Below are 23,809 nucleotides of genomic sequence, written 5' to 3' on the forward strand. Positions count from 1 at the left end.
TTAAGGAGTAGCTAAAATAATAAATTAGAGCTTGAAGAAATGCTCTTGGTAAACTTTAAGCTCAGCAATAGACTCACGAATATCATCCATAGCTAAATGCGCACCTGTTTTAACCACTTTATCTAAGACTTCTGGCTTCCATCGTCTTGCCAGTTCTTTCACTGTACTTACATCTAAATTGCGGTAATGAAAGTAATCTTCAAAGTCAGGCATGTATTTGTTAATAAAACGACGGTCTTGCCCTATGCTATTACCACACATCGGCGACTTGCCTTTTGACACATATTGCTCAACAAATTTAATAGTTTCTTTTGTTGCTGTGGCTAAATCAGTAGTACTGTCTTTACAACGCTGCGTTAAACCAGACTTGCCATGATGATCTACACACCATTCATTCATATTATCTAAGGTATCGTCAGATTGATGAATAGCAAATACAGGACCTTCTGCTAAAACATTCAGTTGACTGTCTGTCACTATGCTCGCGATTTCTAAAATCACATCGGTTTCAGGCTCTAATCCTGTCATTTCAAGATCAAGCCATATTAAATTTGTATCATTGCACGCCATAAATGTGTCCTTATTCCTTGCTAATTCAGTTATACCATCGAACATAATGCTATGATTATCTATTAATGATCAGACAAGGTTAGATGAATTATTCATTTTTCAGTATAATACGTGAGAATAAATAATGTTCATAACCCTTTAAGCGGATAATAAGTAATAACTATGATGACTTCTCGTGGCTAAACGAACAAAACTGACTAAAGGTCAGGTCAGACGCATTAATGCGAATCAGGACAAAAAACTCAATAAGAAAACTGATAGCGTGCAATGGTTTGACGAAGAATTAGGTGAGCCTCAACTCGGCACAGTGATTAGCCGATTCGGTCAACATGCTGATGTTGAAGATGAAAACCAAAATTGTCATCGCTGTAATATTCGTCGTGGTGTTAAATCTTTAGTTTGTGGCGACAAGGTTTTATGGCGCCTAGGTAAAGAAACCAAACATAGTATTACGGGTGTTATTGAAGCGGTTCATGAAAGAACCTCTATTTTAAGCCGACCTGATGTTTATGATGGGGTAAAACCTATTGCAGCTAACATCAGTCAGATCTTAATTGTTTCTTCTGTATTACCTGCTTTTAACCCCGATATTATTGATAGATATTTAGTTGCTGCTGAACAAACAGGCATCACTCCTATTATTGTTCTCAATAAAACCGACTTATTTGACGAAACTAATCGTGCTGCAATTGAAGCACAACTCGATATTTATAAAAATATTGGCTATCAAATACTTTATGTAAGTAATGTAACTCAAGAAGGTATTGATACATTAAAAGCCCAGCTTGATGAAAAGACGAGTATTTTTGTAGGTCAGTCAGGTGTTGGTAAGTCAACGTTAACTAACAGCTTGATGCCTGAATTAGGCTTGGTGACTAAACAAGTCTCAGAAAACTCAGGCTTAGGTCAACATACAACAACCGTTGCGAGATTATTTCACTTTAATGATGGTGGTGATTTGATCGACTCTCCGGGTATACGTGAGTTTGGTTTATGGCATTTAACGCCTGAACAAGTTTGCTCTGGGTTTATCGAGTTTTCAGATTACATAGGTACTTGTAAGTTTAGAGACTGTAAACATAAAACAGATCCTGGCTGTGCATTAATTGCCGCGACAGAAGAAAAGAAAATACATGAAAAACGATTAGCTAGCTTTCAACGTATTTTATCAAGCTTAGGTGAAAACACACTAACATCACGCTTTAACGACTAAAGGTTATAGCATGTAAGCTAAGTTCGTAAATAAATAATTCAAAATACAACTAAGACTATATTTAAAGGAAAACCCGTGAACACTGACAATATCAAAATAGCACTTCAGTACTTAATGCCTAAACATGCTATTTCTCGTTTAGTAGGAAAATTTGCAGCAGCAGAAGCGGGCTGGTTAACCACTAAAGCTATAGAAAAATTTATCAAAGCTTACAACATCAATATGGGCGAAGCTAAATTAAAAAACGCGAGCGACTTTAAAACCTTTAATGACTTCTTCACTCGTGAATTAGAAGAAGGCGCTCGTAACATCGACGATAATAACGACACACTTTGTTATCCCGTTGATGGTGCTATTAGCCAACAAGGCGATATTGAAAAAGATCAATTAATACAAGCTAAAGGCTTTAATTACAGCCTAGCGAGTTTATTAGGTGGTAATGAAGATGATGCTGTTCCATTTGAGAATGGTAAATTTTCTTGTATTTATTTAGCTCCAAAAGATTATCACCGTATTCATATGCCTATGGCAGCTACTTTAAGAAAAATGATTTATGTGCCTGGTGAGTTGTTTTCAGTAAATCCTCTTACTGCTCAAAATGTACCTAACTTATTTGCTAGAAACGAAAGGGTTGTTACGATTTTTGATACTGAACATGGTTCGCTTGCTATGGTATTAGTGGGAGCGACAATTGTTGCAAGTATTGAAACAGCTTGGGCTGGTACAATTACACCACCAGCAGGAAAGAATATTTTTACTTGGCATTACCCTATCTCAGGGCCTGATTCTGTTCACTTAAAGAAAGGTGAAGAGATGGGCAGATTTAAGCTTGGTTCAACAGTTGTTTCTACATTCTCACCTAATATGATCGAATTTAATAAAGATGCAGGTCCAGAAACTGTAACTCGACTTGGTGAGCATTATGCGGATATCAGTAATTTAAACCGTTGATTTTTGTTGCTCATTTAAACAACACGATATAGGATTGTAATATACAATTCCGTGCTCTTTTGAGACACAATTTAATAATTTTAAGGAAATGCAATGAGTCGTAGTAAGTCTGGTTTAAAACCAACTGCAGCGGAGCTATCTCTTCTCAATGTTTTATGGCAAATAGGCCCTGCAACAGTAAGACAGATTCATAACATAGTCAGTGAAAAGCAAAACACAGGTTATTCAACTGTTTTAAAAATTCTACAAATTATGCACGAAAAAACATTAGTTGTTAGAGATGAAAGCAACAGAGCACATGTATACGCACCAGCAAACAGTGAAATACAAACGCAATCATCTTTATTAAAAGACTTAGTAAGCAAAGCCTTTGGTGGTTCTACATCTAAACTTGTTTTAAGAGCATTGGATGATACAACCAGCAGTGAAGAAATTGCCGACATTCGTAAATTGCTTAACGAATTAGAGCAAAAATAAATATTTAGTTAATGGATAAGTAATGCAAGACAGCTTTTTAAACAGCCCTCTAGTTTACAGTATCGCTCTAACTCTTATCCATTTTCTATGGCAAGGGGCATTAATCGCACTTGCCCTAAAAGTTGCTTTAATATTTACACCACATCAAAAGTCCCAATTACGTTATGCGTTTACATCGGGGGCAATGTTACTTAACTTTATTAGCCCACTGATCACTTTCTTTATTATTTACCAACACAACAATTTGCAGTTAACACCGCAGTTAACAGTTATTTCAGTGACTGACATGATTTATGTGCAGTCTTTAATAAATAACGCGTGGTATACCAACATTGTTGAATACTTACCTTATTTAACTCTGCTGTGGTTAAGTATTATTTCTATATTATCGTTAAAGTTTTTAATTGAGCTCTATTCAGTAAATCAACTGCCTAAAAATAATGTGTTAGCGCCTGACAATGAACTATATGAGCGCTTTGAAGCACTTGCTAAAAAAGTAGGTCTACAAAAAACACCAAATTTATTATTGTCGTTAGATACTCATGTACCTATGGCGATTGGTTGGTTAAAACCTATGGTGCTTTTACCTGTAAGTATGCTGACAGGATTAACACCAACGCAATTAGATATGTTGATCCTGCACGAATTAGCGCATATTCGTCGGTACGATTACTTTGTTAACTTTATACAATCGCTTGTCGAGATCATTTTATTCTTTCATCCCGCTGTACTTTGGGTATCGAATCAAATGCGAAATGAAAGAGAGTATTGTAGTGATGATATCGCTGTTAAACATTCAGGTGATCCTATAGCTTATGCTCATACGCTTGCTGATACAGCAACCTTATGTAATAAGCATCGCAATCATTCAATCCCTAATATGGCAATGGCAGCTTCTGGTGGAGATTTAACCCAAAGGGTTTTAAGACTGGTTAATGAACATCACTGTGCTTCAAGTAACCAAGCCAGCAAGTGGTTTGCTTCTTTAGCCGTTTTATCTGTTGTGCTAATCGCCTCATCTCAGCAACTTATTACCTTATTAAAAATGGAGTTAAATGCAGCTTACTTTACGCCGACAGTAAGAATTATAGATGCTCCTTTACATACTGAAACTAAAAGCCCGAATGAATTAAGCACAACATTAGCTCAATCAATTAAAAACAATTACACAATAAAAGCTCAACAAGCTAAGAATTCAGTTCAGATAGTCGAACCTACTGCTTTAACAAAAAACGAACGACAATCAATAGCAAACCAAGATAAGTCACTTTCTACAAAAACAGTAGATAGACAGACACCTGTTATCCAGAATCAAACCTTCAGTGACATTGAAGCTAAACTATCACCAACAGCAGATTTACCCAATAAAACCATTAATAATTTATTGGGGAATTCAAATAACAGCTCATCAAATAAAACAACATCTGAAATAGCTTTTGAAAAAACAGATTCAAGTTCAGCGATTAACTCATCTAAAAATAACTATTCAAAACAGTTATCAGAATTAAAAACAACGCTTGACCAAAGTAACCAACATATCCAACTTAGAAATATTGATGCTTACAATTCTCTTGAGAATACAAACCTTGTTTTAGCTTCGAGTTCTAGTAAAGATACTGTTTCACATGATAATGCTGAATTGATCTTCTCAGTTCCTCCTAGATATCCGATAATGGCTAAACGTAAAGGTATTGAGTTAGAAGTAAAAGTTACTTTTACTATTGACGAGAATGGCTACGTTAAAGATGTAGATTTTCCACCTGTGAAATATCACCGTAACTATTTCAAAAGTTCAGTTCGCTACGCTATGGAAAAATGGCGTTTTATACCTGCTCAACATAATGGTGAAGCAGTAGAGAGTGAAATGTCGAAGATATTCTCGTTCAGCTTAGAGAAGTAGCATTTATTAGTCCCACCCATAGATTAATTCAGTTATTTATTCGTTGTAACTCACTTCATGAGTTATCTTGTATAGACTATCCCTCGTTTTAGATGGCATCGTGTTTTAATACTTGGTAAATTCACTATTGAGTATAAGTATTAAAGGCATAAGGGAAATTAAGTTGGGTAATAATGTACATAACGAGCAAGATATTTTCTGGGAGCAAGGGGTTTTTAATGCTTTCAAAGGAAAAGATGATCTAGATATTCACTATGCTCATTTCAAACACAGCCCTACTTCACCTATTATTGTTATTTCACCTGGTCGATGTGAAAGCTACCTCAAATACAAAGAAACAGCTTTTGAATTATATCAATCAGGTTACAGCATCTTTATTGTAGATCATCGAGGCCAAGGTTTGTCGAGTCGTATGCTAGCCAATAAGTACAAAGGCTATGTGAAAAAATTTGATGATTATGCTGACGACTTATATCAATTTGTCACGACTATCGTAGCGCCTTATTCAGGCAATACACTTCCTTATTTATTAGCCCATTCTATGGGATGTGCAATCACCTTAAGAATGCTGCAGCTTTACCCTAAAGTGATAAAAAAAGCAGTATTACTTTCACCTATGATTGCCATAAATACAGGACCACTACCTTACTTATTAGCGATTAATATTATTAGATTTACTGATAAACTTAATCAAATACTATCAAAAGAATCTTGGTATTTTGCAGGGCAATCTAACTTTAAAGTTAAGCCATTTAAAAATAACCCACTAACCCATTGTGAAAAACGTTATCACGCTTTTGCAGATTTATATCAAGATAATCATGCTATACAATTGGGTGGTGTGACGGTTAAGTGGTTATATGAAGCATTTAAAACAGAGCATCTAATCTTCTCTAACTTAAACAAAATCAGTACACCTATTTGTTTACTTCAAGCGAGTGACGACATTGTTATCGATAATAAAAAACAAAACAATTTCTGTCGGCAGCTTAATGCTTTATCTCCTGAGCTAATAACGCCAAAACCTGTTGTTATTGAAGGAGCTTATCATGAGTTACTTTTCGAAAAAGATAGCATTAGAGACGAAACATTAACACAGATACGTCAATTCTTTTCAGTTGCTTCTACAACATCAGGTTGAGGGTGCGGATCGTGATGAATAAGCACTTCACAAGGTTTTAGCGCTTCTTCTATTTCTTTTTCAATCATTTCTCCAATAGCATGAGCTTCAAATAAAGATAGCTTGTCATCAAGCTCTAAATGAAATTGAATAAACTTATCAGGGCCTGATTGTCTTGTTCTTAAGTCATGTAAACCGTAGGTTTCTTTATGATTAATCACTATATTAGTAATGATATTCTGCTCATCTTTTGTAAGTTCGTGATCCATTAACTGATAAACACTTAGCCAAACAATTTGTCCTGCTCCCCATAATAAAAACAAACCCACTAAAATAGTAAAAAAACCGTCTGCTCTTAACCATATACCACCACTTAAAAATAAAGCTAACAGCACACCAGCATTAAGAACTAGATCAGATTGATAATGCAAAGCATCGGCACTGATCGCTACTGATTTTGTTTTTTTAATAACAATTTTTTGAATCACAACTAAACCCAAGGTAAGAATAATTGCGATAACGGTGACTACGATCCCAATATTTGAATGTACAATCGCTTGTGGCGTGATCATCCGACCCACGCCATGAAATATAAGTAATAATGCAGAACCCATAACGAATGCCGACTGTACCAAACCTGCTAAACTTTCTGCTTTACCATGACCGAACCTATGTTCGTTATCTGCTGGTGCTAATGCATAACGTAAAATGACAACATTCATTATAGAAGCGAATAAATCGAGTAAAGAATCAGTTGTTGATGCCAGCATTGAACTCGCATCAGTAATAAACCATGCATATAGTTTTATAATAACAAGCAATAAAGCGGTACCTGAGGCGCTGTAAGCAGCAAGTTTAACTAAAATGCTATAGTTTTTCTCTTTATCTGCAGTTTCCAAAAAAGTCTCTTCCTGTTTATTTGATGAGGTTTATAAACACTGTTCTCAAGTTGATTAGCATAGCCTTAACATTTGTTAAAACCAAGTCGTTAATAAAGCACATACAAATAAGTTTTAGCAAAGCTGTTAAGGTTGTTATAATTGAAGAATAGACTAAATACAGAGTGTTACTATGTTAGATGTTGTACTTTACCAACCACAAATCCCACCAAATACAGGCAATATTATCCGCTTGTGTGCAAATTCAGGCTTTCGATTACATTTGATCGAACCATTAGGATTTGATTTTGATGATAAAAAGTTAAAACGAGCAGGGTTAGATTATCACGAATTTGCGGCAACAAAACGCCATAGTAATTTTGAAGCATTCTTAGCCAGTGAATCGCCTAAAAGAATATTAGCCATTACTACTAAAACAGATAACTATTATGGCGATGTTCAATTTACAGAAGGTGATTTTTTACTCTTTGGTTCTGAGACCAGTGGATTACCTGAGGAAGTAAGACAGCAGATACCTGACGAGAATAAAATACGTATACCTATGCTAGAAGGTAGTAGAAGTATGAACTTGTCGAATGCAACAGCGGTAATTGTATATGATGCTTGGAGGCAGTTAGGTTTTCCTAACGCGGTATAATACCAAGTTAATTAATCGAATTGGCATAACATCAAGATTATAAACTTTCTCAAACAATAAACCGTCGTAAAAGGATGGTTTATTTAAATTATTTTAAAGAGAATCCAATAAGAATTATTCGTAGGTTGGTTCACGAGAAAGTAAGTCAGCTGCAGCCGCTTTAGCAGGTTTGTCGCAATATAATACTTGATAAACTTGTTCAACAATTGGCATTTCAACATTCATTCGCTTAGCAAGCATATAAACTTCATTGGTATTTCGATAGCCTTCAACCACTTGCCCAATATCTTTCATGGCTTGTTTAGTTTCAACACCACGCCCAAGAGCCAAACCAAAACGTCTGTTTCTCGATTGATCATCAGTACAAGTTAGTACTAAATCACCTAAGCCCGCCATTCCCATAAAAGTGGTTGGTTCTGCACCTAATGCAGCGCCTAGCCGAGTCATTTCAACTAAACCACGGGTAATTAATGCTGTTCTTGCGTTAGCACCAAAGCCAATACCATCTGCCATACCTGCACCGATAGCAATTACATTTTTAACCGCTCCACCTAGTTGAACACCGATAAAGTCATTATTACTGTAAACCCTAAAGGTTTTTCCACAATGTAATAAACTTGAAATTTCTTTAACGAATTCATCATCGGTAGATGATACTGATATAGCGGTAGGTAAACCCATTGCCATTTCTTTAGCAAATGTTGGTCCTGATAATACAGCTAGTGATATATCTTTACCTAAAATATCACACGCTACATCTTGTAATAAGCGACCTGAGTCAGGGTCTAAACCTTTAGTTGCCCAAGCAAGACGTGAAGTAGGTGTAACATAAGGTTTTAATTGTTTAAGTGTCTCACCAAAAACATGGCTAGGAACAACAACAAGGATATTATCACTCGAACGGACAGCTTTTTCTAAATCAGCTTCTAACGTCAAAGTTTCAGGAAACGTGCAACCTGGCAGATATTTATTATTCTCGCGTGTTGTAGCCATTTCAGCTATATGTGCAGGATCTCGAGCCCATAAGGTTGTTTGATGACCATTACGAGCTAAAGAAATAGCAAGAGCAGTGCCGTAAGAGCCTGCTCCTATAACTGAAATGCTTTTATTGAGAACTGACAACTAGTGAGTCTCAGCACCTGAAGGATTAGCTTCAGCTTGTTGTGCAGCTTGTGCTTTTTGTTGAACATAAGAAGCAAATAAAGCTTCAAAGTTCACAGGCGCTAAGTTTAACTGAGGGAAAGAACCTCTGTTTACAAGGTTAGCTACAGTTTCTCTTGCGTATGGGAATAATGTAGTTGGACAAAAAGCACCAATTGCATGAGCTAATTGAGCTTCTGGTAAATTACCAATAGTGAAAATACCTGCTTGTTGTACTTCTGCTAAAAACGCAGTTTTTTCATTAACTGTTGCTGTAACCGTTAAAGATAAAACAACTTCATAAGTATCGTCAGCTAATTTGTCCGAACGTGTATCAATATCTAATTTAACTTCAGGCTTCCAATCTTCTTGGAAAATTGCAGGTGAATTAGGTGTTTCAAATGAAACATCTTTTGTATAAACACGTTGAATAGCAAATTGAGGAGCTGATTCAGCTGTAGCGGCTTCGTTACTTTGAATGTCATCAGACATAATAAATATTTCCTATATTAATGGTGCTTGAATAGCACCTTATTATTCAATTTCAAAAACATTATTCGTTAATGTTTATTTTAATAACTCATCTAATTTTCCATTTGCGTGTAATGCGAATAAATCATCACAACCACCAACATGGTTTTCATTAAAAAAGATTTGTGGAACTGTGTATGCGCCTTTGCTGCGATCAATCATCTTAGTACGAAGATCGTTATCGCCATCAATTTTGATTTCATTAAATGCGACATTTTTTTCTGTTAGTAAAGCTTTAGCTCTTACACAGAAAGGACACGTTTGTTTAGTATAAATATCAACTGTAGCCATGGTAACTCCTATGGATTATTTTGAAACAGGTAATCCACCGCTAAGCCATGAATTCATTCCACCTTTTAAAATACTTGTTTGGGTGAAACCTGCTTTATAAAGAGAATTTGCAACTTTAGCGGAAGTTAATCCAGCTGCGCATACTACAATAATGGGTTTATCTTTATAATTTTCAAGGTTAGTAAAATCATTACTATTCGTTTTTTCACTACTTAAGTGTTTTGAATCAATGATATGACCTGCTTTAAATTCTTTTTCTGCTCTGATATCTACCACCAAACCATCTTCTTTATTCATTAAAAATGTCAGCTCTTGCGTGCTAATTTTTTTAATAGGAGATAGTTGGATCTTAATGGTTGTAAAAATAAGTAAAATTACAATTGCAGCCCATGCAGCACTCAATAAAGCATTATCTGTCGCAAAAGCGATAAGTTGTTCCATAAAAAGCCATTTTTTCATTAAATTTGCTGCATAGTATACAGGCTAATAAGTTATTGCCGCAATAAAGATTCACCCTATTCCACAACGGGAAATTATTAATTAGTTATGAATGTAGGTAAGGAACATTTTATAATCATCTTCACAAGAAATTATATTTTCTCCTTGATATACTCTGAGTTATATTCTCTACTTCGTAGCATACCATTTAATATTTGGGCTATTGATATACAAACTTAGTTCTATAGGAAAATTCATGTCACATAAAAAATCTACTGTACTTATTATTTTAGATGGTTGGGGTTATAGCGAAAACCATGATTCAAATGCTATTTACCATGCGAAAACACCTTTTATAGATAACTTAATGGCAACGTGCCCAAGTATGCTAATTGAAACTTCTGGCATGGCTGTTGGCTTACCTGATGGGCAAATGGGTAACTCTGAAGTAGGACATGTAAACTTAGGCGCTGGTCGTATTGTTTATCAAGACTTTACACGTATTACTAAAGCCATTGCTGATAATGAGTTTAATTCAAATCCAGCGTTATCTGCAGCTGTTGATAAAGCCGTAGCAAATGATAAAGCTGTTCATATTTTCGGTTTACTGTCGCCAGGTGGTGTACATAGCCATGATGAACATATTCTCGCTATGATTAAGCTTGCTAAAGAAAAAGGCGCCAAACAGGTTTATTTACATGCATTTTTAGACGGCAGAGATACACCGCCACGCAGTGCAGAAGGGCCACTTATTAAAGCACAGCAAAAATTTGAAGAATTATTCTCAGGTTCAGAAGCCAAAGGACAAATTGCTTCAGTTATCGGTCGTTATTATGCAATGGATAGAGATTCACGCTGGGACCGAGTAGAAAAAGCCTATAACTTATTAGTTGATGGTGAAGGAGAGTTTCAGTTCACTAACGCTAGTGATGCATTAAATGCCGCATACGCAAGAGACGAGAACGATGAGTTTGTAGATGCTTCTGCAATTTTAGATGCTGATGGAAATGTAATTAAAGTTAATGATGGTGATTCTCTTATCTTTATGAATTTCAGAGCCGATAGAGCAAGACAATTTAGCCGTTGCTTTACTGAAAAAGATTTCACTGGTTTTCACAGAAATAGAACACCAGAATTGGCTGACTTTGTTACATTAACGCAATACGCAGAAGACATTGAAGCAGTTAGCGCATTCCCTCCTACAGCATTACATAATGTAATGGGTGAGTGGTTAGAGAAGAACAATAAAACACAATTACGCATTTCAGAAACTGAGAAATATGCACACGTTACTTTCTTCTTCAGCGGCGGTAAAGAGGATGAATATGTAGGTGAAGAGCGTATTTTAGTTCCGTCACCTTCTGTTGCAACTTATGACTTACAACCAGAAATGAATTCAAAACTTTTAACAGATGAGTTAGTCGGCGCTATTGAAAGCGGCAAATACGACTTTATTGTTTGTAATTACCCTAATGGTGACATGGTAGGTCACACAGGTAAATTTGATGCTGCAGTGAAAGCTTGTGAAGCTGTTGATGGTGCGATTGCGCGAGTAGTAAAAGCAGTTAGAGCAACAGGCAGTGAATGTTTAATTACAGCCGATCATGGTAATGCGGAACAAATGCTTGATCCTAAAACAGGTCAAGCACATACAGCTCATACCTGTGAACCTGTGCCATTAATTTATGTAGGTCGAGATGCTACTCCTGTTAAAACGGGTGCACTAAGTGATATATCACCAACGATTTTAAAATTGATGGGCTTGCCTCAACCTGAAGAAATGACAGGTTCTGTATTAATGAACCTAAAAGATTAAATTTCGTTAATGAAATTAAGATATCTGTTTAGAAACACAATAAGCCTATACACACTCCTGTGTGTATTTGCTTTTTCTTGTTCAGCTGAGCCTTTTTTTAATAATCAAAATACAACAAATGAAAAGCTCAAAAATGTAAAATCTGAAATATCCGATGCTAAATCACAACTTAAAAACGTTAATAAAAGAAGAAACTCATTAGAAAATCAACTGAAAGAAAGCGATATTTCAATTTCTTCAATAACAGCAAAAATACAACAGAATAATAAAAATAAATCAGAAATCCAAAATAAATTAAAAAAGCTTGAGCAAGAAAAAATAATATTAATAACCAGTAAACAACGCCAAGAAAAACTGTTGGCTAAACAACTTAGAGCAGCCTATTCAGCAGGTCATCACGATTATATCATGCTGCTTTTAAACCAAAAAGAATCCAGCAACAATTCAACGTACTATTACAAATTACCAATATGTAAATAATGCACGTATTAAAGAAATAGATAGCTTTAAACAAACCATTAATGAACTTGTGGTTGTAGAAGAAGAACATAGAACACAATCAATTGCCTTAGACAAAATTACAATAGATCTTATCGCTAATAAAAAATCGTTAGAAAAAAATAAAGATAAAAGAACGGCGACATTAGCTCTTATAAAAAAAGAACAGCTCAGCACAGAACAACAACTAAATCAGTTAGTAGCTGAAGAAAAAAGTTTAAAATATACCCTAGAAAAAATCCAAACATTAGCTAAGTCGAGTAAAAAACTGAATGGATTAGCTAAATTAAAACGAAAATTGAAATGGCCAGTCGCAGGTAAAATTGTTCATAGTTTTGGCACTCAAAAACATGGCTACATAAAATGGAAAGGTGTTTTATTAAGAGCTAAAACAGGGCAACAAGTTAAATCTATTGCTAACGGTAAGGTTTTATTTTCCGATTGGTTAAAAGGTTACGGCTTAGTAACGATTATCGACCATGGCAAAGGCTATATGAGTTTATATGGACATAACCAAACCTTACTTAAAAAAGTAGGTGACTATGTTGAGCAAGGTGAACCTATTTCATTAGTTGGGCAAAGTGGTGGACAATCAGAGCCTGCGCTATATTTTGAAGTACGCAGTTCAGGACAAGCTCAAAACCCTAAACTCTGGTGCAGATAAACCGACTAACTTTTTTATTTCAATTCGATTAAACTTGCTTTAAGTGCTACTCTTAACATTCATCAAAACAACCTCTATTGCTATTACCTTGCGTATATTCCTACTTATATTATTAAGCTTCACTTCATATTACTCTATCGCCGAAAAAGCCAAAATATCTATTATTATTGACGATATTGGTTATAGAAAAACAGATTGTGACGTTTTAAAGCTACCTACAAATATTACACTATCCGTATTACCGCATACTCCATACGGTAAATCATTAGCTCTGCAAGGTTTCGAAAAACATCATGAAATAATGCTACATATTCCGATGGAAGCTGAGAACGGCAAGTTTCTAGGGCCTGGCGGTTTAACCAGTAATATGGATGAGATATCGATCCGTGAAAAACTCAATGATGCATTTACAGAAGTCCCTTTTGCTATTGGGATTAATAATCATATGGGAAGTTTACTAACAACACGACCTCAGTCAATGCTTTGGGTAATGCAGTTTCTTAAAGAAAAGGATGTGGTTTTTGTAGACAGTATTACCTCTTCGAAAAGCCAAGCAAGTGCCATCGCTAAACAACTAGGAATACCAGCCCTAGAGCGTGATATCTTTTTAGACAATAAACTTGAACATAAATATATTGCTAAGCAATTCGCTTTACTGATAGAGCGAGCTAAAGAGCATAAGATGGCAATAGCTATTGCTCACCCTCACCCTGAAACAATACATGCTTTATTAAAGCTATTGCCTTTACTAGACCAGCAAAGTGTAGAATTAGTTCCAGTTTCACAATTATTTGAACGCCAGCAGTACTTAAAAGAAACGCGCCATACAGAATAAGAAAAACGCGTTAATGGCTTTATTAACAACTTAAAGCTTAATGTTATTTTCTTCTAAAAGTTCATGTAAATACTTAACGGGAATGGCATAAGTAATGCCGCTAGGCTTACTAATAACAGCTTCTTTGCTTTCTTGAATAAACACTTTATTAATAACGCCAACGACCTTCCCTGTTTTCGCATCGTACATAGCACTACCACTATTACCTGGATATGCCGTGGCATCCAGTTGATACACCATAAATGGGTCTCTTAGCTTTTTCAGCATCTTGATACTAAGTTGTTTAATATCACTTACAGGCGTGATAGTGGGTGTTATTGCTGCAATAATACCTCTGTGCGTTACAGGATATAAACCAAGTACAGAACCAATAGGAAAACCAGTAAAAGCAATTGAAGAACCTTCTCTTATGTAAGGCGATGAAGCCAAACTTAATGCAGGTAACTTAGCACCTTTAATTTCTAAAATAGCGAGGTCATATCTTTCAGAACTTGCGATTAATGATGCTTTGCGTACTTTAGCTGTTTTCCCTGAACCGACAAACACAGCCATTTCCTGAAGCAGTTTTACGTTTAACTCCTTAGGTACAACGTGATGATTAGTAACAACATAACGCCCATTCCCTATAACAAAACCACTACCACTTAAGACATTCTTTGGTCGTCCCGTTGGTGTGTAAACCCCAACCCCTACAATTGAAGGTTTCACTTTTTCTAAAGTATCTGCAAGTTCAGCAGATACAGGTTGAATAAAAAACAAAGATATAAAACAAAGATATTTAAAAACATTATTCATTTGAAACTCCCTTAATGAATAATATGTTAGCAAGAAAAACGCACATTCGGTGAATAATAATCACTTAATTAATTTTTTGCGCCATACTAAAAGGAAGCAAAAAAGAAATAGCTGCACCTTATATTTAAAGGTAGAAGTACTATTCGGAGTCTTACTTTCAGGTAAAACAAGACATTAGATTCAAAAAATTAGCACTAAGCATTAGATAACTGTTATATTTATTTACAATTATTTTTTGCCTATAAGAAGAGTAATATAAGTTATGAGTTCATACTCCATCGCAGAGAATTTTAATAAATACTTTAAAATTAAATTTGCTAGCAGTAAATCACTTAGGCAAGAAGCCTTCAAAATTCGTTATGGTGTTTATAGCCGAGAATTGGGCTGGGAGCCTGAAAATGAATCAGAAATGGAAACAGATGAATATGATGACCATTCCTATCATTGTTTACTAGAGCATAGACGTACAGAAGTTTATGCTGGCTGTATAAGATTAATAATACCTCCAGTACAGAATCCTGATTTACAGTTACCTTTTGAAGCAAATTGTTTAGACAGCGCACGTAAAGAAGTATTGGATCCTACAAGTTTAGAGCGCGGTAGCTTTTCTGAAATATCACGATTGGCTGTATTAGAGTCTTTCAGACGTCGTAATAAAGAAAAAAGTGTTCCTTATGTTCTTACTGAAGTAAATCCAGAGACAGTTTTCAGTGAAGAAGAACGTCGTAACTTCCCTAATATCGCTATAGGTTTGTATTTAGGTGGCCTTGCACTCGCAAATCTCTGTAACCATAAAGGCATGTTTGTCATGATGGAACCTAGATTAAATAAAAGACTGCAACGCTTTGGTTTACCTTTTGAGCAAGTCGGTGATGTAGTTGATTATCACGGTATGCGAGCCATGTTCTACTTAGATAGAAATAAATTCAATTCAGAGCTTTCTGATGAGCTACTTGCTCTTTATAAAATAATTTATAAAGACCTTTCTGAACAAATTAGTCTTGTCCCGTTTACAGATAATACGGATAAATAAGAGGACAACAATATGAGCCATTCTTTTAATTACGAACTAGCATTCTCTCGTAATATTGGTTGGGTTACCGAAGAAGAACAATCAATTCTGAAAACCAAACGAGTTGCTATTGCAGGTATGGGTGGCGTTGGCGGCTCTCATGTATTAACACTGGTAAGATTAGGTATTACAAAGTTTCACCTTTCTGATTTTGACGAATTCGCTTGCGAGAACACCAATAGACAAGCAGGTGCTAACGTTGATACTTACGACCAAAAAAAACTTGATACTATGGTGTCTATGGCAAAGGCTATAAACCCAGAAATAGAAATTAAACTTTGGCCTGAAGGTATTAATCCAGATAATACCGATGACTTTCTTGAAGGTGTTGACTGTTATGTTGACTCTCTCGACTTTTTTGCGCTTGAAGCAAGAAAACTCATTTTTAAGTTATGTGCTGATAAAGGTATTCCAGCTACAACAGCAGCGCCTATAGGCATGGGAACAGCCTACTTAAACTTTCTTCCTGGTAAAATGACTTTTGAAGAATATTTCAAGCTGAATGGTTATACCGAAAATGAACAATATTTACGATTTTTCCTAGGCTTAACGCCTTCTGCATTGCAACAAGCTTACTTAGTTGACCCAAGTCGATTAGACTTAGCCAATAAGAAAGGTCCTTCTACTATAGTAGGTTGTCAACTTGCCGCAGGTGTTACTGCAGCTCAAGTCGCTAAAATATTCTTAAATCGAGGTGATGTATTGAATGTTCCTCATGGATTGCATTTTGATGCATATACCAATCAATACAAAAAGACATGGCGTCCTGGTGGGAATAGTAATCCTATACAGAAGCTAGCCTTCAAAATAGGTAAAAAACGTTTGCTTGATACACCTGTTGTTGCACCTGAACCTTCTATTGATGAAAGTTTAACAAGTGCCGAAAAAGTACTAAATATAGCAAGATGGGCACCTAGTGGCGATAATACGCAATGTTGGCGCTTTAAGCTTATAGATGATCTATCTTTTGTTATACATGCCAATGATACCCGTGAATCAGTCGTCTATGATGCAGATGGACATTCAAGCCATCTAGCTCATGGGATTTTACTTGAGACCATTGAAATTGCGGCTAGTCAATTAGGTTTTACTGTAAGTATTGAATCTGATTATTCAGATGAAACATCATTAAAATTTACTGTATCTTTAACACAAGACGATTCAGTAAAAGCAGACGAGTTAGCTCCGTATATAAAAGTACGTTCAGTTCAACGCAGAGCGATGGGAACTCAAGCCTTATCAAACCCTGAAAAGGCACAACTTGAGGGTACTTTACCTGCAGGCTATTCTATTCAATGGTTTGAAAGTAAAGATGACAAAATGGCTATTGCTAAGCTTAACTTCCGCAATGCCAAAACCCGATTAACTATGTATGAAGGCTATCAAGTTCATAAAGAGATAATCGATTGGAATCAGCGTTACAGTGAAACAAAAATTCCAGAACAGGCATTAGGTGTTGATTGGCTAACGGCAAGAATGATGCAGTCATTATTCAAAAGTTGGGATCGAGTTAAATTTGCGAATACTTATTTAGCAGGTACTGTTTTACCAAGAATACAATTAGATTTTATTCCTAGCCTTAAAAGCTCAGCACATTTTGCTATTACCGCTGAATCAATACCTAAAACACCTGAAGAGTTTGTTGCTGCAGGAAGAGCGGTTCAACGATTTTGGTTAACCTCTGCCAAGCTCAATCTTGGTTTTCAACCAGAGCAAACTCCAGTCATATTTTCACGCTATATTGATAACAACCTTCAGTTCACAGAAGATCGTAAAGTAAATGCCAATGCTGCTAAAGGTAAGGCATTATTTGAATCAATTATGGGACAGCCTGATCATGTTGTTTTTCTTGGTCGCTTAGGTCGTTCAGAAGCTCCGCTATCACGTTCAATACGTAGACCACTGAAAGACTTATTGATTAACGATTAACGAAATGAACAATATATAGAAACAAAAACCAGCAATAAAATGCTGGTTTTTTTATTTGTAGAGTTTACTTAACCTGAACTCTGGATAATGAATTTTGTGATGCATTGATTAATATGACTTAAAAGTAAGACTAGATGATTTCACTAAAAAATATCATTTACTTCTCTCCTAATGTTGGGATTTAGCCCGTATAACAAGGCGGTTTTATGTACTAATAGCTGGCTATTAGTAATAAAATCAACGCAGATAGACGGTTAAATAACAATATTAGGCATAATTGCTTATCCAGTTTTCAGGTTACTTAACCTAAAAAGAAGTATTTAGAGCTATAAGCTCTCATTTAAAGCAGTTTAATATCAATCGTCATAAATGTGTATCAAGTAACTAAAAAGGCTAGGAGTAATCCCCTAGCCTTCTTTATCAACATGTTTTCTGACTCTCTTGTATAAGAGAACTAAAAGATCAATTTAACTGTTCAGATATTACGTTATATCTTTCTTTTAAATCATCTGATATCTGAGTGAATTCATTAAATACTGCTTTTGCTTCAGTCAATTGATTCTGTGATATGTAACCTTCGATAAGTGTTAGTTTTAAACTTTCGTTTAAAAACGATTCATTATCACTATGGTTAATTAGCTCAATAGCCTGAAGTTCTTTCTTAGTGGATATAAGTAACATAGCGTACGTATCAATTGTAGTGCTTGATTTAGACACAGTATATGCTTGCTTAGCATAAGGTAACCCGCTATCAAACTCACCTAAATTATAATAAGCCCAGGCTAAATTATTCAGTACAGCAATATTATTAGGATGTTCTTTCTCCAATTCTAAATAAAGATTTTTAGATTTCTCTGAATTCACTTCTAATAATAACTCAGCCAATAAAGCTTTATTCGATGCGTCTAGACCTTCTGCTTTTTCATGTGCTTCAAGTATTTCAATAGCTTTTATGCTATTACCACTTTTTATATTTGATTGAGCCCATTTAAGCGCAAATTCATTCGAAGCATTAGCTTCATACAATGAAAAGAATTGCTTGCTAGCTTCAGAAACATTACCTTTTTTTAAGTTTAGCTGAGCTTTTAAATATACAATTTTTTTATCGTTTGGATATTTCTTAAGTAATTCATCAATGATTTCAGAGGCTGAATTATCTCTATCTATAATTAATAAAAGATTAGCTTTTAATAGTAGTAAGCTTTCTTTATTTACTACAACATTTAACCCTCTATTCACTGTTGTTAAGGCCGACTCAATTTTCCCTACCTTCTCATCAACTAAAGCAGACTCTAACCAAAGTCGACTATCAGAGGATTCTACTTCAAGTAAATTAGTATAAAGTATTTTCGCCTCAGAAAATCTAAAGTCTTTTACATAAAGTTGGGCTAAATTTCTTTTAAATCTTTCTGATTGATCTTCAACCGTTGATTTTTCTATAAGTTGTATGGCTTCTTTAATTTTATTTATTGAACTTAAGTTGATTGATAGATCTATTAATATATCTTGGTTATTTGGGTACTTAACTAGTAAATCATTAAGATACTCGATTGTTTCTTCTTCTTTCCCTAACTTGAAATTTATATAAGACAAACGAGCAACAGAAGCTTTATGCATGGGCTCAAAGCTTAGAATCTTTTTGTAATACGATTTTGACTCTTCCCACTTTTCACTATCAAAATCGAACTCACCTAGATAGTAAATTGCTGGAATATTTTGACTATCTTGCTCTAAAACTTGATTAAAGATCTTCTTAGCAGACTCAACATCTTTACTATGAACAAAAATAAAGCCTTCTAATAACTGACCTTTTATCTTTCCATCCTCAGTACTTTGCCATTCTCTCGCTACTCTAAAAGCATTTTCATAATCTCTATCATTGATATAGTAAGTAGCTAGAATCATTGGAGCATCTTTAGTTTTCTCACTACTTTTTGAAAGCTCTTCTAATAAATCAACTTGTCTTCGATCCCCGTTGGCTAATTTTAATGCACTGTATTGAAATGCTAATTCACTATCATTAGGATTAGCTTTAACAACCTTCTGTAATAAATTCTGAGCTACATCAATTTGACCTTTATCAGCAAAAGCTCTACTCGCGGCTGTTAAAATCGTCATATCATTTACTGTAGTTGCGCTCATGTCTTCGAAAGAGGCTTGTGCATCACTAGAGAATCCTAGCTGGAATTGGAGCATAGCCAATAATTTTTTTATGTCATGATTGGCAGGTAACAATGGCCCAACTTTACTTAAGTAACTATAAGCTAACTCTAGCTCTCCTAATCTATAAGCACTCATTCCTGCAATCAGTTGACCTAAATATAGAGAATTATTATTATTAATTGCTCTTTCAGCAGATAACTTAGCTTCTGAAAACTTTTCATTATGATATTCAACCTGAGCGTTATACAAACTTACAAGCGCATGATCTTTATATATTTTATTTAATACAACGAGGTTTTTTTCTGCTTCATCATATTTTTGAGCACTTAATAAGCTATTGATTAAATATAGTTTTATTTGGAATTGGCGAGGGTGCTTTTCTAAATATAAAGTATACATCTCAATAGCTTTTTCATATTCAAATCGTGCTTGGTGTAAATGTCCTGATAAAAGTAATGCATCAGAAAAGTCACCCGATTGAGATAAAATCGTATCTAATGTGTCCGATACTTCATTATATTTCTCATTTGAAAAATTCAGCCAAGCACTTCCTACTCGACTATAAAGCGAATCAGCACTAAGCATTGAAGCTTGGCTAATATAATCTTCAGCTTTATTTTTTTTATTATCTGATATAGCCGCTAGACCTGCATAGGTTAAGATCATGACATATTGTTCATTATCATACCCGCCAGAATTATCTGCAATATCATAAGTTTCATCAAACTTATTTAATAACATTTTAACTTTAGCTAACTTAGGCAATAACAAAGGTGCTTCAAGACCAAGTTCGATTGCTTTTTCTAGTTCTTTTTCGGCTGACCATAAATCACCTTCGTTGAGATATAGACTACCTAACTCATAACGACTACTCGCATTATCGGGTTGTAGTCTAACCGCATTTTTCAAAGAGACTATTGCACTTGATGCATCGCCTGCTTCTATCTGAGATTTAGCTGCAACGATATATTCATCATATGATAGATCTTTTGTACAACCACTTAACATAGCAACAGACAACGCAGCAGATAAGGTAATAAACTTGATTTTGTTATTTTTCATAATAATAGTGCCTTTATTTAGCATTTATATTCGTTAAAATTACAGCTTACTTTGTAATGTTGTTTTGCGTTTCTCTTCTGATGGCGTAGTATTTTTAATTAAAGATAATATTTGAGCTGCTTTTTTAAGGCGACTATTTGTAATGAGTGCTTCAGCATAATTTAAAGTTACCTCATTATTTTTACCTTCTGATAATTCATAAGCCTTTACTAAATGACTCAACGCTTCGCTTTTCTTATCAAGTTTTAAGAGGATCATGGCATAAGTATCAATAACATTAACAACTTTAGGAGCCACTGAAAGAGCATGTTCTGAAAAGGATAAAGCTTCACTCAGGTTACCCTGTTCCATCGATAACCAAGCAACATTATTTAGTACTAAAACATTATTAGGGAAATACTCTAATATATCTTTATAAGCTTTAATTGCTTTTTCAGGCTGCCCACTAATATACATATTGGCTAATACAGCTCGAACATTTTGGTCACTTTTGTTTTTTTCTAAATAAGTTTCTAAATGCTTGATGGCTTGAATTTTTTTGTTATCACCTTGTAGTGCCGATGATAACAAAATCGCATTTTTTGAGGTAGGTTGAGCTTGATAAAAAGCAGAGAGTAACTCAACAGCTTTGTTATAATTTTTGTCGAGTAATGCAATTTTCCCTTCAATACCCTGCGCAACAAACTTTTTTATGCCTAAAGTTTTGATTTCTTCAAAATAGCTTTTAGCTTCTCTTACTGAGCCTTTATCTATCAGTAATTGCATTTTCCCCATTTTCAACATGTTGTTATTAGCATGTTGATTTCGTAATGCTTTTTCAACTAAATTTAAAGCCGTATCTACATCTTTATTTCTAGAATAATAATCAGCCAATAAAATAATAGGTTCTACATGATATGGATTTATTCTCATCCAATCTTCAAGAATACTTTGTGCTTTATGAACGTTGTTTAGTCCACTATGACTAATTACTTTTAGTTGCCACAATTTTTTAGGTGTTTTAACCGAAGTTTCATAAGCATCAATCACATTAATGGCTTCTGTAAACTTTTTGCCTTTAATTAATAACTCGGTGTATAACATCCCGATCGCTACGTTGTTCTCATCTGACTTGTACAGCTCTTTAATTCGTTCAAAGGCTTCATCATTATTGTGGATAGAAAAGTATTGTCTAAGAATATTTGGGTTATTAGGAAACTCTTGTACGGCAATACTTGATAACCTTTTTGCTTCATCCTTATCATTTTCTAACATTGCAAGATTCGTTAGCTCTAGAAGAGCAAATGCATTTTTTTGAGATATTTCTAAACTCTTATTTAACGCAGCTTTTGCTTGTTGCGGTAATCCTTGCTTTAAATATACAGCGGCTAAAATGTTATAACTACCTGGCTTATCCGGATATTTCTTTTTCCATTGATTAGAAATAGCTATTGCTTGATCGTAATCTTTTGATTGGATAGCCGCATAAGCAAGTGCCAACTCAGCACCTAGGAGATCTGGTTTAAGGGCAACAGCTTCTTTTAAGTTTTGTAAACCAGAAGGATCATTTAACATAAGCTTCAAAATACCATCACGCATATTTTGCTCAGCACTTTCTGGTGTTTCAGACATTGCTTGTTTAGCCACTTCTTTCGCATTTTCAAAAGCACCTAACTCAGCTAATTGGTAACTCAAAGATGATAAAAATTTCTCATCTTCTTTGGTTGTTGAGTTAAAGCCTTCAAGTGTTTCTGAAATATCATCTACCATTCCTAACTGTAGCTGACTTACCGCAAACATTTTACGAGCGGGATGTTCTGGTACTAAAAACTTAACAATATCTTCTAAGTGAGAATAACTGATCTCATAGTTACCCAAGAAATAAGCACTAACACCCGCAATAAGCTTTAATTGAGCTTGGTTAAATTGTGCTTTTAAAGCAGCTTCTGAATGTTCTAATGCTTTTTGATAATTCTTCAACTCGAATTGCGACATCGCTTTTATATAATGTGCTAACGGCTGACTAGGTGCAGCAGCTAAAATACTGTCCGCATACCTTTCTGCTTCTAAAAACTTCTTCTCTTGTAATAACGATTGCGCTAACAAAAGAACAACAATACTCGATTTAGGCTGTAACTTGGCATAACGTAAATAAAGTGGGGTAGCTTCTGAATGTTCACGTAAGGCGGTGTTAACTTGGGCAAGTAATAGAATTGCGTCAACTTGTTCAGGGAGAATGGTAAGTGCTTTATTTACAGAGCCTTTAGCAGTATCAAACTCTCCTTGTGCCATTTTTAAATAGCCATTAGCGAGTAACACATAGGCATTATTAGGGAGTAACTGTTCTGCCAGTTTAATGTCTTTTTCTGCTTGTTCTATGTTATTAGTACGGATATCGGCTAATACTTTATATGCTAAAAAATGTACTTTAGATTCATCAGATAACTCGGAAGAGTCTTTATCTAAATCAATAACATCTTCGTCTGAAGTTGTAAGTATGTATGCTCGAGCTAAAGAAGGTATGACTTCATTTTTATCATATTTAAAGCTGTAAGCTTTTTCTAATTCTTTAACTGCACCAACACCAAACCCTTGTGCAAGATAAGTTTCACCAAGAAGGTATCGAGCTTCTGCGTTTTTAGGCTCAAGCTGCACGGCATTTTTCAAGGCGATTAGTTTTAAATCTATTTCACTGGCTTTGAAGCTTTTGGCTTTTTCTATGTGTGTTATGGCAGTTTCACTTTCGCCACAAGCAGCTAAAGTTGAAATGATACCAATACCCACGAATATTTTTGCTAGCTTCATGATGTTGTAATCCTTTATCTATTT

Annotated in this window: 21 protein-coding genes; 12 read left to right on the forward strand and 9 right to left on the reverse strand. The window is 35.0% G+C overall.

All coding sequences use genetic code 11. The features are described 5' to 3' along the window. Nucleotides 1-24: 24 nt before the first annotated feature. Nucleotides 25-570 (reverse strand): oligoribonuclease, encoded by a 546-nt coding sequence (orn, locus tag ACPUVN_RS14925; RefSeq protein ID WP_426369336.1) that lies wholly within the window; start codon nt 568-570, stop codon nt 25-27. A gap of 175 nt (nt 571-745) precedes the next feature. Between orn and rsgA the strand changes: the two genes are divergently transcribed. From rsgA to ACPUVN_RS14950, 5 genes are all read left to right on the forward strand, one after another. After that, the gene (rsgA, locus tag ACPUVN_RS14930) at nt 746-1,783 is read left to right on the forward strand and encodes a small ribosomal subunit biogenesis GTPase RsgA (RefSeq protein WP_426359543.1); all 1,038 of its coding nucleotides are present in this window, start codon (nt 746-748) and stop codon (nt 1,781-1,783) included. Between the two features lie 75 nt (nt 1,784-1,858). Then, nucleotides 1,859-2,734 carry an archaetidylserine decarboxylase gene (gene asd / locus ACPUVN_RS14935; protein WP_426359542.1) on the forward strand — a complete coding sequence of 292 codons (876 nt, stop codon included), beginning with the start codon at nt 1,859-1,861 and terminating at the stop codon, nt 2,732-2,734. Between the two features lie 93 nt (nt 2,735-2,827). Next, nucleotides 2,828-3,211 (forward strand): BlaI/MecI/CopY family transcriptional regulator, encoded by a 384-nt coding sequence (locus tag ACPUVN_RS14940; protein ID WP_426359541.1) that lies wholly within the window; start codon nt 2,828-2,830, stop codon nt 3,209-3,211. Nucleotides 3,212-3,233: 22 nt separating this feature from the next. Then, nucleotides 3,234-5,111, forward strand: a complete 1,878-nt coding sequence (locus ACPUVN_RS14945; protein WP_426359540.1) for a M56 family metallopeptidase — start codon at nt 3,234-3,236, stop codon at nt 5,109-5,111. A gap of 163 nt (nt 5,112-5,274) precedes the next feature. Beyond that, entirely contained in the window at nt 5,275-6,252 is a 978-nt protein-coding gene (locus ACPUVN_RS14950) for an alpha/beta fold hydrolase (protein ID WP_426359539.1), read from the forward strand. Here ACPUVN_RS14950 and ACPUVN_RS14955 read toward each other — a convergent pair. After that, nucleotides 6,216-7,130 carry a cation diffusion facilitator family transporter gene (locus ACPUVN_RS14955; protein ID WP_426369337.1) on the reverse strand — a complete coding sequence of 305 codons (915 nt, stop codon included), beginning with the start codon at nt 7,128-7,130 and terminating at the stop codon, nt 6,216-6,218. The two genes, ACPUVN_RS14950 and ACPUVN_RS14955, sit on opposite strands and share 37 nt — an antisense overlap. Nucleotides 7,131-7,302: 172 nt before the next feature. Between ACPUVN_RS14955 and trmL the strand changes: the two genes are divergently transcribed. Next, nucleotides 7,303-7,767: a tRNA (uridine(34)/cytosine(34)/5-carboxymethylaminomethyluridine(34)-2'-O)-methyltransferase TrmL gene (gene trmL, locus ACPUVN_RS14960; protein WP_426359537.1), complete on the forward strand. Its 465-nt coding sequence runs from the start codon at nt 7,303-7,305 to the stop codon at nt 7,765-7,767. 114 nt (nt 7,768-7,881) lie between these two features. Here trmL and gpsA read toward each other — a convergent pair whose 3' ends face one another. From gpsA to ACPUVN_RS14980, 4 genes are all read right to left on the reverse strand, one after another. After that, the gene (gpsA, locus tag ACPUVN_RS14965) at nt 7,882-8,889 is read right to left on the reverse strand and encodes an NAD(P)H-dependent glycerol-3-phosphate dehydrogenase (protein WP_426359536.1); all 1,008 of its coding nucleotides are present in this window, start codon (nt 8,887-8,889) and stop codon (nt 7,882-7,884) included. Then, complete coding sequence (gene secB / locus ACPUVN_RS14970; protein ID WP_426359535.1) at nt 8,890-9,399, reverse strand: protein-export chaperone SecB; 510 nt, start codon at nt 9,397-9,399, stop codon at nt 8,890-8,892. A 75-nt stretch (nt 9,400-9,474) separates the two neighbouring features. Continuing rightward, nucleotides 9,475-9,729 (reverse strand): glutaredoxin 3, encoded by a 255-nt coding sequence (grxC, locus tag ACPUVN_RS14975; protein ID WP_426359534.1) that lies wholly within the window; start codon nt 9,727-9,729, stop codon nt 9,475-9,477. A gap of 15 nt (nt 9,730-9,744) precedes the next feature. Next, nucleotides 9,745-10,188, reverse strand: a complete 444-nt coding sequence (locus tag ACPUVN_RS14980; RefSeq protein ID WP_426359533.1) for a rhodanese-like domain-containing protein — start codon at nt 10,186-10,188, stop codon at nt 9,745-9,747. 235 nt (nt 10,189-10,423) lie between these two features. Here ACPUVN_RS14980 and gpmI point away from each other — a divergent pair, with 235 nt between their 5' ends. From gpmI to ACPUVN_RS15000, 4 genes are read left to right on the forward strand one after another with little or no spacing between them, the layout of a single operon-like run. After that, the gene (gpmI, locus tag ACPUVN_RS14985; RefSeq protein ID WP_426359532.1) at nt 10,424-11,983 is read left to right on the forward strand and encodes a 2,3-bisphosphoglycerate-independent phosphoglycerate mutase; all 1,560 of its coding nucleotides are present in this window, start codon (nt 10,424-10,426) and stop codon (nt 11,981-11,983) included. 9 nt (nt 11,984-11,992) lie between these two features. Next, nucleotides 11,993-12,463, forward strand: a complete 471-nt coding sequence (locus ACPUVN_RS14990; protein WP_426369338.1) for a murein hydrolase activator EnvC family protein — start codon at nt 11,993-11,995, stop codon at nt 12,461-12,463. 49 nt (nt 12,464-12,512) lie between these two features. Then, the gene (locus ACPUVN_RS14995; protein ID WP_426369339.1) at nt 12,513-13,145 is read left to right on the forward strand and encodes a murein hydrolase activator EnvC family protein; all 633 of its coding nucleotides are present in this window, start codon (nt 12,513-12,515) and stop codon (nt 13,143-13,145) included. A 43-nt stretch (nt 13,146-13,188) separates the two neighbouring features. After that, nucleotides 13,189-13,980 carry a divergent polysaccharide deacetylase family protein gene (locus tag ACPUVN_RS15000; RefSeq protein ID WP_426359530.1) on the forward strand — a complete coding sequence of 264 codons (792 nt, stop codon included), beginning with the start codon at nt 13,189-13,191 and terminating at the stop codon, nt 13,978-13,980. Between the two features lie 30 nt (nt 13,981-14,010). On the opposite strand, the gene ACPUVN_RS15005 is transcribed toward ACPUVN_RS15000, so the two are convergent. Next, nucleotides 14,011-14,775, reverse strand: a complete 765-nt coding sequence (locus ACPUVN_RS15005) for a S1C family serine protease (RefSeq protein ID WP_426359529.1) — start codon at nt 14,773-14,775, stop codon at nt 14,011-14,013. Between the two features lie 262 nt (nt 14,776-15,037). Here ACPUVN_RS15005 and ACPUVN_RS15010 point away from each other — a divergent pair, with 262 nt between their 5' ends. Further along, a complete protein-coding gene (locus ACPUVN_RS15010; protein ID WP_426359528.1) occupies nt 15,038-15,808 on the forward strand; it encodes a PEP-CTERM/exosortase system-associated acyltransferase in 771 nt (256 codons plus the stop codon). A gap of 12 nt (nt 15,809-15,820) precedes the next feature. Further along, on the forward strand, nt 15,821-17,776 hold the full coding sequence (locus ACPUVN_RS15015) for a ThiF family adenylyltransferase (protein WP_426369340.1): 1,956 nt from the start codon (nt 15,821-15,823) through the stop codon (nt 17,774-17,776). Between the two features lie 462 nt (nt 17,777-18,238). Here ACPUVN_RS15015 and prsT (ACPUVN_RS15020) read toward each other — a convergent pair whose 3' ends face one another. Together prsT (ACPUVN_RS15020) and prsT (ACPUVN_RS15025) are read right to left on the reverse strand one after the other, a co-directional pair. Continuing rightward, a complete protein-coding gene (gene prsT, locus ACPUVN_RS15020; RefSeq protein WP_426369341.1) occupies nt 18,239-21,001 on the reverse strand; it encodes an XrtA/PEP-CTERM system TPR-repeat protein PrsT in 2,763 nt (920 codons plus the stop codon). 39 nt (nt 21,002-21,040) lie between these two features. Continuing rightward, nucleotides 21,041-23,785, reverse strand: a complete 2,745-nt coding sequence (prsT, locus tag ACPUVN_RS15025; RefSeq protein WP_426359524.1) for an XrtA/PEP-CTERM system TPR-repeat protein PrsT — start codon at nt 23,783-23,785, stop codon at nt 21,041-21,043. Nucleotides 23,786-23,809 lie beyond the last annotated feature (24 nt).

The organism is Pseudocolwellia antarctica (assembly GCF_049933045.1).
Taxonomy (GTDB): Bacteria; Pseudomonadota; Gammaproteobacteria; order Enterobacterales; family Alteromonadaceae; genus Pseudocolwellia.

Coding starts and splice junctions, on each gene's coding strand:
- orn (WP_426369336.1), bottom strand. CDS start 570: ATGGCGTGCAATGATACAAATTTAATATGGCTTGATCTTGAAATGACA.
- ACPUVN_RS14940 (WP_426359541.1), top strand. CDS start 2,828: ATGAGTCGTAGTAAGTCTGGTTTAAAACCAACTGCAGCGGAGCTATCT.
- ACPUVN_RS14945 (WP_426359540.1), top strand. CDS start 3,234: ATGCAAGACAGCTTTTTAAACAGCCCTCTAGTTTACAGTATCGCTCTA.
- trmL (WP_426359537.1), top strand. CDS start 7,303: ATGTTAGATGTTGTACTTTACCAACCACAAATCCCACCAAATACAGGC.
- secB (WP_426359535.1), bottom strand. CDS start 9,399: ATGTCTGATGACATTCAAAGTAACGAAGCCGCTACAGCTGAATCAGCT.
- grxC (WP_426359534.1), bottom strand. CDS start 9,729: ATGGCTACAGTTGATATTTATACTAAACAAACGTGTCCTTTCTGTGTA.
- ACPUVN_RS14980 (WP_426359533.1), bottom strand. CDS start 10,188: ATGAAAAAATGGCTTTTTATGGAACAACTTATCGCTTTTGCGACAGAT.
- gpmI (WP_426359532.1), top strand. CDS start 10,424: ATGTCACATAAAAAATCTACTGTACTTATTATTTTAGATGGTTGGGGT.
- ACPUVN_RS14990 (WP_426369338.1), top strand. CDS start 11,993: ATGAAATTAAGATATCTGTTTAGAAACACAATAAGCCTATACACACTC.
- ACPUVN_RS15005 (WP_426359529.1), bottom strand. CDS start 14,775: ATGAATAATGTTTTTAAATATCTTTGTTTTATATCTTTGTTTTTTATT.
- ACPUVN_RS15010 (WP_426359528.1), top strand. CDS start 15,038: ATGAGTTCATACTCCATCGCAGAGAATTTTAATAAATACTTTAAAATT.
- ACPUVN_RS15015 (WP_426369340.1), top strand. CDS start 15,821: ATGAGCCATTCTTTTAATTACGAACTAGCATTCTCTCGTAATATTGGT.
- prsT (WP_426369341.1), bottom strand. CDS start 21,001: ATGAAAAATAACAAAATCAAGTTTATTACCTTATCTGCTGCGTTGTCT.
- prsT (WP_426359524.1), bottom strand. CDS start 23,785: ATGAAGCTAGCAAAAATATTCGTGGGTATTGGTATCATTTCAACTTTA.